This is a genomic window from Chryseobacterium sp. A301 (assembly GCF_054489425.1).
Genome location: NZ_JBTMWY010000001.1, coordinates 279,478 through 293,461, shown reverse-complemented (window position 1 = coordinate 293,461; position 13,984 = coordinate 279,478). Strand labels below are relative to the sequence as shown.

Annotated in this window: 15 protein-coding genes; 8 read left to right on the top strand and 7 right to left on the bottom strand. The window is 40.8% G+C overall.

What is annotated here, in order from left to right:
- Positions 1 to 2 precede the first annotated feature (2 nt).
- The 4 genes from ACX3PU_RS01375 to hflX all read right to left on the bottom strand — a co-directional run bounded on the left by ACX3PU_RS01375 (position 3) and on the right by hflX (position 3,436).
- Positions 3 to 1,079: a calcium:cation antiporter gene (locus ACX3PU_RS01375; RefSeq protein ID WP_459083056.1), complete on the bottom strand. Its 1,077-nt coding sequence runs from the start codon at positions 1,077 to 1,079 to the stop codon at positions 3 to 5.
- Positions 1,080 to 1,155: 76 nt separating this feature from the next.
- Complete coding sequence (locus ACX3PU_RS01370; protein WP_459083054.1) at positions 1,156 to 1,488, bottom strand: DUF6122 family protein; 333 nt, start codon at positions 1,486 to 1,488, stop codon at positions 1,156 to 1,158.
- Positions 1,488 to 2,204: a DNA alkylation repair protein gene (locus tag ACX3PU_RS01365; RefSeq protein ID WP_459083052.1), complete on the bottom strand. Its 717-nt coding sequence runs from the start codon at positions 2,202 to 2,204 to the stop codon at positions 1,488 to 1,490. The genes ACX3PU_RS01370 and ACX3PU_RS01365 overlap by 1 nt, the downstream gene beginning before the upstream one ends.
- 11 nt (positions 2,205 to 2,215) lie before the next feature.
- On the bottom strand, positions 2,216 to 3,436 hold the full coding sequence (gene hflX, locus ACX3PU_RS01360; protein WP_459083050.1) for a GTPase HflX: 1,221 nt from the start codon (positions 3,434 to 3,436) through the stop codon (positions 2,216 to 2,218).
- 367 nt (positions 3,437 to 3,803) lie between these two features.
- Here hflX and ACX3PU_RS01355 point away from each other — a divergent pair, with 367 nt between their 5' ends.
- A complete protein-coding gene (locus ACX3PU_RS01355; RefSeq protein ID WP_459083048.1) occupies positions 3,804 to 5,939 on the top strand; it encodes a S46 family peptidase in 2,136 nt (711 codons plus the stop codon).
- 127 nt (positions 5,940 to 6,066) lie between these two features.
- On the top strand, positions 6,067 to 6,570 hold the full coding sequence (locus tag ACX3PU_RS01350; protein WP_459083046.1) for a GNAT family N-acetyltransferase: 504 nt from the start codon (positions 6,067 to 6,069) through the stop codon (positions 6,568 to 6,570).
- Here ACX3PU_RS01350 and bcp read toward each other — a convergent pair.
- Positions 6,567 to 7,019 carry a thioredoxin-dependent thiol peroxidase gene (gene bcp, locus ACX3PU_RS01345; protein ID WP_459083044.1) on the bottom strand — a complete coding sequence of 151 codons (453 nt, stop codon included), beginning with the start codon at positions 7,017 to 7,019 and terminating at the stop codon, positions 6,567 to 6,569. The two genes, ACX3PU_RS01350 and bcp, sit on opposite strands and share 4 nt — an antisense overlap.
- A gap of 32 nt (positions 7,020 to 7,051) precedes the next feature.
- On the opposite strand from bcp, the gene ACX3PU_RS01340 reads away from it, so the two are divergent.
- Positions 7,052 to 7,672: an endonuclease III domain-containing protein gene (locus tag ACX3PU_RS01340; RefSeq protein WP_459083042.1), complete on the top strand. Its 621-nt coding sequence runs from the start codon at positions 7,052 to 7,054 to the stop codon at positions 7,670 to 7,672.
- On the opposite strand, the gene ACX3PU_RS01335 is transcribed toward ACX3PU_RS01340, so the two are convergent.
- Together ACX3PU_RS01335 and ACX3PU_RS01330 are read right to left on the bottom strand one after the other, a co-directional pair.
- Entirely contained in the window at positions 7,669 to 8,022 is a 354-nt protein-coding gene (locus ACX3PU_RS01335) for a response regulator (protein WP_459083040.1), read from the bottom strand. The two genes, ACX3PU_RS01340 and ACX3PU_RS01335, sit on opposite strands and share 4 nt — an antisense overlap.
- Before the next feature lie 201 nt (positions 8,023 to 8,223).
- Positions 8,224 to 10,017 (bottom strand): DUF885 domain-containing protein, encoded by a 1,794-nt coding sequence (locus tag ACX3PU_RS01330; RefSeq protein ID WP_459083038.1) that lies wholly within the window; start codon positions 10,015 to 10,017, stop codon positions 8,224 to 8,226.
- A gap of 181 nt (positions 10,018 to 10,198) precedes the next feature.
- Here ACX3PU_RS01330 and ACX3PU_RS01325 point away from each other — a divergent pair, with 181 nt between their 5' ends.
- The 5 genes from ACX3PU_RS01325 to ACX3PU_RS01305 all read left to right on the top strand — a co-directional run bounded on the left by ACX3PU_RS01325 (position 10,199) and on the right by ACX3PU_RS01305 (position 13,967).
- Entirely contained in the window at positions 10,199 to 10,663 is a 465-nt protein-coding gene (locus ACX3PU_RS01325) for a hypothetical protein (protein WP_459083036.1), read from the top strand.
- A gap of 79 nt (positions 10,664 to 10,742) precedes the next feature.
- Complete coding sequence (locus tag ACX3PU_RS01320) at positions 10,743 to 11,465, top strand: MotA/TolQ/ExbB proton channel family protein (RefSeq protein WP_459083034.1); 723 nt, start codon at positions 10,743 to 10,745, stop codon at positions 11,463 to 11,465.
- A complete protein-coding gene (locus tag ACX3PU_RS01315) occupies positions 11,465 to 11,863 on the top strand; it encodes an ExbD/TolR family protein (protein ID WP_459083032.1) in 399 nt (132 codons plus the stop codon). The genes ACX3PU_RS01320 and ACX3PU_RS01315 overlap by 1 nt, the downstream gene beginning before the upstream one ends.
- On the top strand, positions 11,863 to 12,693 hold the full coding sequence (locus ACX3PU_RS01310) for a ferric siderophore ABC transporter substrate-binding protein (protein WP_459083030.1): 831 nt from the start codon (positions 11,863 to 11,865) through the stop codon (positions 12,691 to 12,693). The genes ACX3PU_RS01315 and ACX3PU_RS01310 overlap by 1 nt, the downstream gene beginning before the upstream one ends.
- The gene (locus ACX3PU_RS01305) at positions 12,693 to 13,967 is read left to right on the top strand and encodes a bifunctional folylpolyglutamate synthase/dihydrofolate synthase (RefSeq protein ID WP_459083028.1); all 1,275 of its coding nucleotides are present in this window, start codon (positions 12,693 to 12,695) and stop codon (positions 13,965 to 13,967) included. Before ACX3PU_RS01310 ends, ACX3PU_RS01305 begins: the two co-directional genes overlap by 1 nt.
- The last annotated feature ends 17 nt before the right edge of the window (positions 13,968 to 13,984 follow it).

The following is a 13,984-nucleotide window of genomic DNA, read 5'->3' as shown; positions in this document are numbered from 1 at the left end:
GATTAAGGCACGATTACTGTGAACACGTAAGCAGCTAGAATCACAAGCAAAACGGTTCCATACAATATATTAGTCTTTCCTCTACTTAGTGATAACATCACCACGCAAAACGACAGAGCTAGAAGGATAATCGATTTGAGGTCCAGTCCGAGCACGAAAGGAATATCGTATAATATACATACAACGGAAACAGCAGGAATTGTAAGCCCAACACTGGCTAGCGCAGAACCTAGTCCCAAGTTAATAGAAGACTGTATTTGATTGTTCTTCGCAGCACGAATGGCCGCCACGCATTCCGGTAGCAATACTACGACCGCAATAATTACTCCGACCAGTGCATGTGGCGCCCCAATGGATTGAACAAACGATTCAATCACGGGTGACAATCCTTTGGCCATAAAAATCACAACGGCAAGGCAAACTAAGAGTAGAACAAGACTTCTAAGAGTGGTCCCCGTTGTCGGAGGATCCGCTTCATGAATAACTTCGCCTTCCCCTTCCACTATAAAAAAGTTACGGTGACGAACCGTTTGTACCATCAAAAAAGTACCATAAATAACGAGACAAGCGATGGATACAAAAATAAGTTGCGCGTTCGTATAAAAGGGACCTCTCGCACTCGAGGTGTAATTTGGAAGGATCAAAGTAAGAACAACGATTGCGACCAAACTAACTAGGTAGGTAGTAGCGGAACTTTGCATGAAATTCTGCTCTTTGAATTTAAATCCACCAATCAAAATGCACACGCCCAAGATTCCATTTAGTATTAGCATGACCGCTGCAAAAACAGTGTCTCTCGCATAAGTGAGTGCGCCATCACCTCCCGAGAGCATAAACGAGATGATAAGACCCACCTCCAAAATCGTAATACAGATGGCTAGAATGATGGTTCCGTAGGGTTCTCCCACTTTATGCGCGATTACCTCGGCATGGTGTACTGCCGCTAAAACACAAATAAACAGTAGTGCCGCTCCTATCACATTCATTATGGCGGCGCCGTTTAGTGCTCCACTCAAATAAAATAAAGTAGCGACTAAGGGAACTAAAGTATACCATTTCAGGAATCTTTTGAGCTTCATTTTATTTTTTTTGCAAAATACAAATAATCTATTAAAAGTAGGTTATTCAATCTAAAAAACTAATAACATTTTCAGCCTATTGCCAGAGATAAAAGTCTTGGAAATCGGTACACATATGAAGCAAAAGTCCAAGAAAGAAAAGACGGTAATATCCTTTTGTGAAAAGGGCACATACTGCGTACACAGCAATTACGGGATACGAATGAAGCAGATGAAATCCAATGCTATTTCGGTTAGGATCGAAAATAGGCGTGGCAAGCAAATGATCCAAATCCACTAGCATAGTTAACAGTAAGACAAGATATGCCTTTTTCCACTCCGATCGATAGAAGAAAAATGCGATTAGAAGGGGAAGTCCAAAATGAAGGAAATAATGAACAAAATTCTTTACAATTGGCAGTGCTTCCATCAAAATTTTGCATTTAGAAAATTTGCTCTGCAGATTGGATCCAATTTCTCAATAGCATACCGAAGGGTTGTTCGAGGCATCCCCTTCGAATGCAATTTCAAAAATTCAATCAGTTCGTCCTCGTTACGCTTGCCCATTTCGCGCAAAAGCCAACCATTGGCTTTGTGCATCAAATCATGAGAATGATTTTTATTCTTTAACACAAGTTCTTTGGTTAATTCGTACACGTCTTTCTTGAGGTGAAACATGGTGGATACAATTGCAATACGATTAGCCCAGAGATCATTCCGTTGGGCAAGTTCATGAAGGATCGCCGCTGAGTTCGTTTCGTAACAATGTCTGCCTAAGATTTTATAGCATGAACTATCAACCAAATCCCAATTATTGACCCAGGAGAGGTTCTCTAAGTAGAACCTAACGATCTCCATTCGTTCTTCACTCTTGTTTTCTTTTTCGAATTTTAGCACAAGAATAAACAACGCGCAACTTCTGTGTTCGTGAATTGAGGAGCGCAGTACCTTCTGAAGCTCCTCTAGGGATAGGGAATAAAGAGAACTCGCAATTTTTCGTTGATCAGGAACCGTCACGCCCAAAAACTCATCACCAAAACCATAGTCTCCTACCCCCGTTTTAAAAAATCGAGTATTTTTTATTCTTCGATCCTCCTGTGCTAGCAGGGCTAAAGCCTCCTGCAAATCCTTTGCGGTATACTCCACATTTTCAAACTTTAATCCTCAAGCGACTCGTCGTCTTCGAAATATTCAAAGAGTAAATCATTGTATGGAAAACGAGCGATATGCAATCGGTACACTTCGTCATAAAGAAGCTTTTTAAGCTCTGGGAAGTTTTCTTTGTTGAGCGCAGAAATAAAGACAGTAGGAACCTCAGATTTTGCCATCCAAGTCTTTTTCCATTCCTCAAGGGAAATGTTTTTTCTGGAGGATGGGGTTAAATCGTCCCCTTCTTTCGGTTCGTAAGCAAAGGCATCTATTTTATTAAACACCATAATCGTGGGCTTTTGCCTAGCTCCAATTTCAGTAAGAATTTTATTGACCGAATCAATATGATCTTCAAAACTTTCGTGTGAAATATCAACCACATGCACTAGAAGGTCCGCTTCTCTCACCTCGTCTAATGTGGACTTAAAACTCTCTACTAGTTGAGTCGGCAACTTTCTAATAAATCCAACCGTATCGGTTAGTAAAAAAGGAAGATTTCCTATCACCACTTTTCGTACCGTTGTATCAAGCGTTGCAAATAGCTTATTTTCCGCAAAAACCTCGGATTTAGAAAGCGCATTCATTAACGTGGATTTTCCAACATTGGTGTACCCTACAAGTGCGACTCTAACCGTTTTTCCACGGTTTTGACGCTGCGTATGCATCTGCTTATCAATCGTTTTTAGTTTCTCTTTTAAGAGGGAAATTCGATCGCGAATTATCCTTCGGTCGGTTTCAATTTCGGTCTCTCCTGGTCCTCTCATCCCAATACCTCCTCGCTGTCTCTCAAGGTGAGTCCACATTCTCGTTAATCGAGGTAGTAAATATTCATATTGAGCTAATTCCACCTGCGTCCTTGCGTAGGAAGTCTGCGCTCGTTGCGCAAAAATATCAAGTATAAGATTGGTTCTATCCAAGATTTTAACCTCTAAATCTCTTTCCAAGTTTTTTAACTGGGAGGGTGAGAGTTCATCATCAAAAATCACAGTTCCAATCTCATGCTCCTTGATAAATTCCTTAATCTCCTCTGCCTTTCCAGAACCCACAAAGGTTTTTGGATCCGGCTTTGAAAGTTTTTGGGTGAATCGTTTTTCGATAGTAGCTCCCGCTGTATACGCTAGAAACTCTAACTCATCCATGTATTCAGTTAACTTCTCTTCGTCCTGATCCTTTGTAACTAAACCGACCAAAACGGCCTGTTCATAAGTATGTTCTTTCTTTTCAAGCATAATTTATTCTCGTCGAGTACAAATTTAATGAAAAATCCGTTGGTCTCTATACTGCGTTACCAGGATTTGTTGATTCAAGTCGCCATCCACATCCTACATAGGCCCAATCACTTCAATAGACTGGAGGAAAAAAATAAAAATGCACTTCGGAATCCCATTCCATAATTGACTCGTTTGCATCCTAGCCTTTCTAAAAGACACAGCCTCATTCCTTTGCATCGTGAAGAGACCAAAGGACTCTCAAATTGACTTTATCCTCGCGGATTTTGTCAATTTTAAGGCTCTCCACGTATAATTCTCGATAAATCCCATTTTGATTCCCACAAAAAATACTTAAATTGCGTCCAATTAAAAATTAAATCTAGAAATGAAAAAACTATTTTTACTATGTACATTTCTTTTAAGTTTCGTTCAAATGAGAGCGGACGAAGGAATGTGGCTAATGATGCTTGTAAAAAGATTGAACGGTCAGGATCTTCAAAAGCAAGGACTAAAATTAACTCCAGAGGAAATTTACTCTGTAAACAATTCAAGCCTTAAAGACGCGATTGTTCAATTCGGTGGAGGTTGTACTGCAGAGATGGTCTCCCAAGAAGGGCTTTTGTTTACTAACCACCATTGTGGATATGGACAAATTGCAGCTCTATCAACCCCTGAACACGATTACCTTACAAACGGCTTCTGGGCCATGAAAAGAAGCGAAGAGCTTCCTGCAAAAGGACTTTCGGTTCGATTCTTAGTAAGAATGGATGACGTAACAGAACGAATCAATTCCAAACTAAACAACCAGATGTCTCAAGAGGAAAGACAGTCTATTATTAACGCGGAATACAAAGCTATTCAAGCGGAAAACTCCGAAAACGGGAAATATGTAGTGTCTGTGAAAGATTTCTACAATGGAAATGAATTTTATTATTTCGTTTACCAAGACTATAACGACGTTCGTTTGGTGGGTACTCCTCCAAACTCCATCGGTAAATTCGGAGGAGACACAGACAACTGGGAATGGCCAAGACATACCGGTGACTTTTCTGTCTTCAGAGTTTATGCAGATAAAACTAACAATCCAGCTGATTTTTCAGCAAAGAATGTTCCCTTGAAACCAAAGCACCACTTACCGGTTTCTCTTAAATCCTTTAAGCCAGGTGATTTTTCAATGATCGTTGGATATCCTGGACGTACCAATCGTTACATGACCTCTTACGGGATTGACCAATTGGTTAACAAAGACTATCCAGCCTGGGTGGATGCTTCCAAAGTTGCCATGGATGTAATGAAATCTTACATGGACAAAGACCAAGCAACCAAACTTAACTACGCATCTCAGTACGCGAGCGTGGCGAATTACTGGAAAAACAGACAAGGTACCATTGAGTCTGTAAAAAAGAACGGTACAATTGAAGACAAGCAAAAAGTAGAGCAAGTGTTCCAGACTTGGGCAAACCAAGACGAAAACAAGGCTCTTTATGGAGATGTACTTAGCAACATGCAAAGCTATTACAATGCGACGGCTGCCCGTGGTATTGAAAGAAACTATGCCTCGCAAATGACACGTAATGCGAAATACTTCCGTTATGCCGTAACGCTAGGCTCTATGTACAAAGCTTATCTTGCAGAGACAGATCCTGCAAAAAAAGCGGAACTTAAAAAATCAACTGCAGAACGTATCGAATCTCTATACGAGAAGTTCAATCCTGAACTCGAACAACAAATGTTTGAAGAAATGATTGTTCTTTACAAGAAAAAAGTTCCTTTCGCAGCTGCGTCGCCTGCATTTAGAAATCTAAACACTTCGATTCTAGATGAACTAGCAAAGAATTCAATCTTTGCAACTAAAGAATCTGCAATGCATTTTCTTACATTCGCATACGGACCTAGATTAGATCAAGATCCTGTTTACCGATTGGTAAATGCCTACCTTGAAAGTTCAAGAGAAAGTGCAGCAAAATACACAGAACAAGACGACAAGTTTGCAGACAGCAACCGACTCTATTTTGATGGTCTTAGAAAATCGCACCCAGGAAAAGAATTCTATCCTGATGCAAATTCGACTATGAGAATTACCTTTGGTAAAATCTCAACTCTTCCCATGAGAGACGATCGCAACTACAACGGAATCACGAACAACTTCTATACGGATCTTGACGGTACCGTTGCGAAATACAAAAAAGGAGATGAAGAATTCGATCTTCCACAAAGACTGATCGATCTGAATGCACAAAAAGATTACGGGCAGTATGCAGATCCTGCGGGATACTTACCTGTGAACTTCCTATCTGACCATGACATCACAGGGGGGAACTCAGGTTCGCCGGTGCTAAACGGTAACGGAGAGTTAATTGGACTTGCCTTTGACGGAAACTCAGAAGCACTTTCTGGGGATATTGTTTTCGAAAAAGAATGGCAAAAAACCATTAGCGTTGACGCACGTTACGTACTTTGGATCATTGACAAATATGCAGGTGCAGGTCACCTTATTAAGGAAATGACTATTGTAAAATAGAACAGTAGAGTTTTTCTACGCCTTACTAAATCACAATAGCCGCCTCCTAGAGTCGGCTATTGTCTTTTTCAAACGATTTAGTGCGAAAGATTACACCTGACTATAAGGCTAAATTTGAAACGATATTATGAAAGAATACACAACAGAGCGACTCATACTACGCCCCACGAGCATTGACGATGCCGATATGATGCTTAACCTCTTAAACTCACCTAAGTTCATTCAGAACATTGGTGATCGGGGTGTTAAGACTCGCGAAGAAGCGATGCGCTATATCCAAGAGAGAATAGAGCCTCAATACAGTCAATACGGCTTTGGTAATTATACGTTAATTGAAAAGGATACACAGGAAAAAATAGGCACCTGTGGACTGTATGTTCGTCCGGGGTTAGAGGTTCCTGATATTGGCTTTGCTCTCTTTGAAGCGTACGAAAATCAAGGCTTCGGATACGAATCTGCGAAGTATTTAATCGATAAACTTTCTGAGGAGTTTGATTTAGAAAAAGTCTCGGCCATCACATCAAAAACCAATCTACCTTCTCAGAAGTTAATTCAAAAACTGGGATTAAAGTTCAAAAGGACTGTAATTTTACCTGACGAGGAGGAAGAACTTCTGTATTACGAGAGTTAAGAATTTTCAAGAATTTGAGCTGCTGCTTCCTGACTTTTCACTTTCTCAATCACTCTAATACATACGCCAGATTTATCAAAAACAAAAGTGGTACGAACAATGCCCATATAGGTTTTTCCAAAATTCTTTTTTTCTTTCCAAACGCCGAAGGCCTCGACAAACTTCTTATTTTCGTCGGCAATCAAATCGTAAGGCAATTCATTTTTTGAATGAAAGTTTTTTTGCTTTGCCACGCTGTCGCTCGAAACGCCAATCACTTCGTACCCTTGGGCTTTTAAATCACTATATCCATCCCGAAGACTTTTCGCCTCCACGGTACACGTCGGTGTGCTTGCTCGAGGATAAAAGAACACCACAAACGGGCCCCCTAAAAAATTTTTCAATTTTACGATTTCCCCTTCTTGGTTTTTCCCTTCTAATAATGGAAACTTATCTCCTACTTGCAGCATAATTCTTAAATTTGTTCAAATTTAGCGCTATTATGACAAAAAAGCAAAGAGCTCTTCTTATCCAACAAGAATTGGAAAAGCTCTACCCGAATCCACCCATCGCATTAGACCACAAAGATCCCTATACACTGCTTGTTGCGGTAGCCCTATCCGCACAGAGTACAGATAAAAAAGTAAATCAAATTACGCCCGCCTTATTTGAAATCGCAGACACACCAGAGAAAATGGTTCAATTAGAAGTTTGGGAAATCAAAGAATTCATAAAACAAATCGGACTCTCTAATACCAAAGCAAAAAACCTGCGTTTAATGGCAGAGCAATTGCTCGAACGTCATCAGGGTATTGTTCCCGACTCCTTCGAAGCACTAGAAGCTTTAGCTGGCGTAGGTCATAAAACCGCATCTGTCGTGATGAGTCAAGCTTTTGGAGTGCCTGCCTTTCCGGTAGATACGCACATTCACCGACTCTTATTCCGTTGGAAGTTAAGTTCAGGAATCAATGTCGTCCAAACGGAAAAAGATGCAAAAAGTCTCTTCCCAAAACACACATGGAACAAACTGCACCTACAAATCATATACTACGGTAGAGAATATTCCCCTGCACGAGGAAGTTTAGAAAAAGATTTTTTAACGAAATTGCTTTTCGAATCTTAAACGAGCATTTGCTTCACAAGTGTAGCAAATTCGTCTATTTCAAAAGGTTTGGAAATGTGTCCATCCGCTCCTACCGCCTCACTTAATGCAAAGGAATTAGGATGAGCAGACATTAATAGGATCTTTATCGAGCTAGTTTCTGAATCCGATTTAAGTTGTCGGCAGATCTCACGACCGTCTATTCCCGACATTAGCATATCGGTGACGATTAACTTAGGTTTCATTTGTTTAATCATCTCGAAGACGATCATTGGATTGGTACAGCTTCTAACCTTATGCCCTTCCTCACGTAGAATCTCCTCTATCATGGAACAAATCTCTACGTTGTCTTCTACGACAATTATACTCATTTTCTAATTTGTTTTACATCTTGCCCGCTAAATGCGAGCAACGGTGTTAAGACTACAAATTTACACTTTTTTCACGAATGATTGAAATAATTATATATAACTAAAGATTTATATATTATGGATGTCAATCAAAAAATATATCTGGAATTGAACCGAAATATATTCATGTTGAAAAAATCGAATAGTTGCTACACTTTACTGCTAAAGATTCGAATAGTAGGATTCTAGTTTTCGCTCTAATACATTCAATGGGAGACAACCTTGATTCAGAATCTGGTCATGGAAATCGGCCAGATTGAATTTGGCTCCTAACTCTTTTTCAAAACGGGCACGTAGTTCTTGAATCTTCATAGATCCCATTTTATAACTGAGTGCCTGACCTGGCATTGCCATGTAGCGCTCCACTTCTGCCGTTGCACCGGCAGCATCGTAAGCTACATTGCTTAAGAAATATTTGATCGCCTCTTCTCGATTCATTGTCCCTGTATGCAGACCCGTATCAATGACGAGTCGTACAGCTCGAAGCATTTCATCACTTAATGAACCTAACTTTTGATAAGGATCCGTATAAAGCCCCAGTTCAGGACCTAAAGACTCTGCGTAGAGGGCCCAACCTTCTCCGTACGCACCCAACCATCCAAACCGCATGAATTTTGGAAGGGATTCGTTTTCTTGCTGTAGAGAAACCTGGTAATGGTGCCCTGGAATCGCTTCGTGCAAAAAGAGGGACTCCATTCCCGAGGTCACATTAAATCGGGTGGGATCGGGAATGGGAATATAAAAGATTCCAGGTCTTTCTCCGTCCGGAGTTCCTTGTCTATATTCAGCACTCGCAGAAGCCTCTCGATACTTTTCAGTTTGACGAATCTCGAAAGGGGTTTTCGGTGTGTGATGAAACATCGTACCTAATTTAGGGGTGATTTTCTCCAGGATGGAATTAAAACCTTTTAGAATTTCCTTTGCGCTGGTGTAAGGCATTGCCTTTTTATCCGTTTTCACAAACGTCAAAAACTCCTCTAAACTCCCTTCGAACCCCACGCTTGCTTTCACTTTTTCCATCTCAGAGCGAAGTCTGCTAACTTCTTTAAGTCCAATCTCATGAATTTCATTCGGAGTCTTGTCTGTCGTAGTCCAGCTCTTTACATAATAGGAGTAAATGTCATTTCCTTTCGCGAGGGAGTTGTATCCATCGGTAAGTCTAGCTTTTGGCAGATATTCTTTTTCTAAGAACTCAGCCATCCGGATATAAGCAGGAATTATCTTTCCATTGATCACGCTTTTGTAGGCCTTGCGCCATTTGGCAGCCTCCTTTTCGGAGAACGACTTAGGCATATCGCGTAATGGACCGTAGAAAATATTGGTGGCGAAGTCCGTAGAGGTGATCTCTGCGGCACGGAGCTGCGGAATCATTCTTAATACAAGAACTTTCGGCAAAACCATTCCCGACTTCATTCCCAATCTAAAGTTTTCCTCTGCAGCGTCCATCCAATTGGGAAACTGATTCATTCGTTTCAACCAATTTTCGTAATCTTTTTGCGTTTCAAAGGGCTGCGCGCCCTGCCCGCTTCCTAGCATAGGAAAATCCAAAGGAAGACCTGAAAACTGTGTAAAGGGGATGTATTCCGGATGGTAGGCATAGCGTTCAATCTTGTCTTTCAAAAGAGTATCCAGCACATCAAATACGACTTTCTTTTCCTCCGACAGTTCCTCATACGACACCTGATCAAGCTGGATTTGCACATCGTTATAGAATGCAATCTCTCCCGAAATAAAATCTTTGTCGATGTCTATGGGCAGAAGATCGTTGTACCTCGAGTCTCCTTGCATGGTAGCCTCTAGCGGGTACATTTTTAGATATTGCTCATAATAATGCGCTGCAATGGAATCTATTTCCACAGGAGTGCTTTTGGTTAATGGCATGTCTTTCTTCTTGCAACTTCCAACAAAGGCAAGGAAAAGTAACGATATGAAGATTTTTAGGTATAGAGTTTTCATAAGTCAAATTTGAGAGGCTAAATTAGCAATTATTTACTTTAAATCGTTTGCTACGCGATACCAGATTAGGATATTTCACCTTTTAAATATTGAAACAAAACACTTCGGTCTTTCAATCAATTTTCTATCTTTGTCAATCGTATAAAATAATCTTTAACAAATTAATTGTGACATCAAAGCCATGAAAGGGGTTCTAAAAATTTACCATCCAGAGGAGACCTTAAAGTACCATATTAAAAATTCCTATTCCAAAGCGGTCTACCTGAACAATGAACATTTCTTAGAAGTCGAAATCATTACAGACGAGAACCAAGATCATGTGGAGGATGATTCCCTTCAATACCCATTTCCTCAGATTGCACTTCGTATTTTTGATTATCCTTTAGAGCAGAATGAGCTTCCGGGACAAACTTTTGAAATCGAAGAAAATGAGGAGCTTGTCTATAGTGAAGTAGATCTATATACAGATCAGGACGCTTTCCTTTATGAAAATCGTCTCGAATTCACCTCGGATCCCTCCGAGCGTATGGAACTTGTATGGTCAGGTCAAATTGATGATTTTTATACGGACTCAGGCGCACCTATTCCCTTTAAACTCAAATGTCATTTTGAAGAACTCGATCCTGAGTTCATCGAGGAACAATAGGTCTTTTTATAATTTATTAACTTACACACTTTCCACCCGTGATTATAGAAATTCAGGTGGTATTTAAAAGAAAAATAACATGCAGGACAGCACTACCCTTGTACAAACCGTTACCAGCGCTCCCGTAGAGCCTACCACCCAGTTGATTCAACCCGCTCCAAGCGAAGTACACGTGTTTTCATTATGGGAGATTTTAACCTCAGGAGGGTTTATCGGAAACTTAATTATGGTTCTTATCTTCCTCCTAGGGGTACTCGCTCTTTATATCTTTCTGGAGAGATACTTCTTTTTGAAAAGATCTTCCAAAACGACACCCAATTTTCTTGAGAACATCAAAGACTTTGTTGAAGAAGGAAAGATTCAAACCGCAATCGACTATTGCAAATCCGTTGACTCGCCTGAGTCTCGCATGATCGAAAAAGGACTCGCCCGTGTGGGAAGACCCATTTCTGACATTTCCAATGCCATGCAAAATCAAGGACAACTAGAGGTTTCTAAATTTGAGAAGAATTTAAACCTTCTTGCTTCTGCTGCGGGTGCCGCGCCAATGCTAGGATTCCTTGGAACCGTAATTGGAATGATTATGGCATTCTTTGAGATATCAACCGTGACTGGAGCCGTAAGTCCAAAACTACTTGCCTCGGGTATTTATACCGCAATGGCAACTACAGCAGCGGGTTTATTCATAGGAATCCCTGCCTACTTTTTCTACAATTTTCTAGTCACGCAAGTCGACCGTATGGTATTAAAAATTCAAACGCATGTCAATGATTTTCTTGACACATTAAACCAACCGATCTAATGGAACTAAAAAGAAGAAATCGTGTCAGTGCCGAATTCAGCATGGCCTCGATGACGGACATCATTTTCCTTTTGCTCATATTTTTTATGATCACTAGCTCGGCCATTGCCCAGAGTTCTATCGAAGTAAAATTGCCGCAGGCCTCTACCCAGAACACTTCTGCTCAAGACCCCACCACGGTCACTATTAACGCGGATGGAAACTATTATGTAAATGACAAAGTGATTCAAAAAGAAGAACTAGAGCCCCTTCTCGTAAGCGCATTAAAAGGACAAGAAAACCCTACGTTTACCATTAGAGCAGATCAAAACACAAAGCATGGAGATGTGGTATACGCCATGGAGATTGCAGAAAAACATAAATTTAATTTGGCCATTGCCACGCTTCAAAAAGAATAATGAACAGGACGCTAGAACATAGTAATAAAGAAAAGCAAGACAGACTTAAAAGTATAATTCTTACGGTACTTCTTTCCGTAGGAACTCTCATTGCACTTTATTTCTACAAATTCTCGAAACTTATTCCTCACGAACAGGTCTTTACCACAATGCTTATGAATTTTGGTGACAACACCACGGGAGAATCTCTAGAGGAACCTGCAACACAAGACGGATCGGAGTCTAGTAGCATTCAAGAGCCCACTGAAGACCCTCAACCTAAAGTAGAGCCCGCAATTCCTGTAGAACAAAAAGTAATTGTGGGAACCAATAAAAATATGGCGGTGGCAAAAGTGGACAAAAGCACAGCGACCAAATCAAAAACAGCAGCAAAGACGACGCCGACTAAATCCACTTCCACGCCTAAGAAGAAAGCGGCCACAACTGAAAAAGGAGACGCAAAAGGAACCGCTGCCATTGGAAATTTAATCCGAGGACGCGGTACCGCAAACGGCTCTCAAGGAAGCACAACCGGTTCTGGAAACCAAGGAGATCCATTAGGAGGTAGTTCTAGTGGAGACAGCAAAATCGGAGTGGATCGTAAGTTAATCGCCTACATTCCAGGCACCATGGGACGAGGAGGAAATCAGCCCTCGCATAAGTGCAATGCCTCAGGAACCATCACCATCAGTTATTCCGTAGACAAATCGGGTAACGTGACGAGTGCACGACGCACGGGAGGTGTTTCTGACCCCTGTGTAAGCTCGACTTCAGTCTCCTGGGTCAAACAGTATGTAAAAGCCGAGAAAAGCACAAGCTCATCCACGGGAACCTATCGCATCACCTTCTAATGGACACAAACTTTTCTTCCTCAGACCCAACTGAATTTAAGCAAGAGGAGTACGATGAATTACTTCAATGGCTATTTAGTCAAATTCCGAATTATCAGAAACAGGGAAAGAGCGCGTACAAACCTGGACTAGAGTCCATCAAAACACTCACTCAACTTTTTGGAAACCCTGAGAAAAAATTAAAATGCATCCATGTTGGAGGCACAAACGGAAAAGGATCCACAAGCAGTATGATCGCCTCCGTTTTGCAAGAAGCGGGATACAAAGTAGGGCTTTACACCTCCCCTCATCTTATTGATTTCACAGAAAGAATTAAACTCAATGGGGAGAATGTTGACAAAGGCTTTGTCTTTCAATTTCTACGAAAAATACAAACCTTACCACTTGATTTTCAACCCTCTTTCTTTGAATATACGACTCTTTTAGCCTATTGCTATTTTGCACATTCCAAAGTGGACTATGCCCTTATAGAAGTGGGTTTAGGAGGAAGGCTAGATTCGACAAATACGATCACTCCTTTGGTGAGCGCCATCACCAACATTGCCCTGGACCATACCGATCTTCTCGGAGAGACCTTAGAAGAAATTGCCGGGGAAAAAGCGGGCATCATAAAACCTGGGGTTCCGATTGTATCCGGAGAATTAAACCCCGCCATCGCCTTAGTCCTTCAGAACAGAGCTATCGAACTAAATTCACCATTTATAGACGCTACAGAACTTAAAACAGTCCCAAGCACAGACTTAAAAGGAAACTATCAAAAAAAGAATAGTAAAGTCGCGCTTAGCGTCCTACATGAGCTACGGAAAATGGGCGCTCAGATTTCTGATGACCAAATAAGACAAGGCTTACTCAAGGTGCAAGAAAATACGCAGTTTCTAGGCCGATGGTATGAGTTCTCTCACGACCCTCTCGTTTTGTGCGATACAGGGCACAATCATGCAGGTTTAATCGAAGTATTTGCCCAACTTGAATCCTTAGCTGTCTATAAGCATATCGTGCTTGGCTTTGTCAAGGATAAAAAGATTGAGCAGGTCATGGAAATCCTTCCCTTGAATACCCAATACTATTTTGTAAAGCCCGCGATCGAAAGAGGTCGAAACCCCCAAGAATACGAGACCTTGCTAAAAAAAGCGAAAATAAATTACAAAATTTTTAACTCCGTGCAAGAGGGATATCTTGCTGCAAAACAAAATGTTAAAAATTCTGATATTGTATTCATTGGCGGTAGCAACTTTGTAGTAGGAGAATTTTTAGAAATAAATTTGGAGAAATAAAAAAAGGTCGTATATTT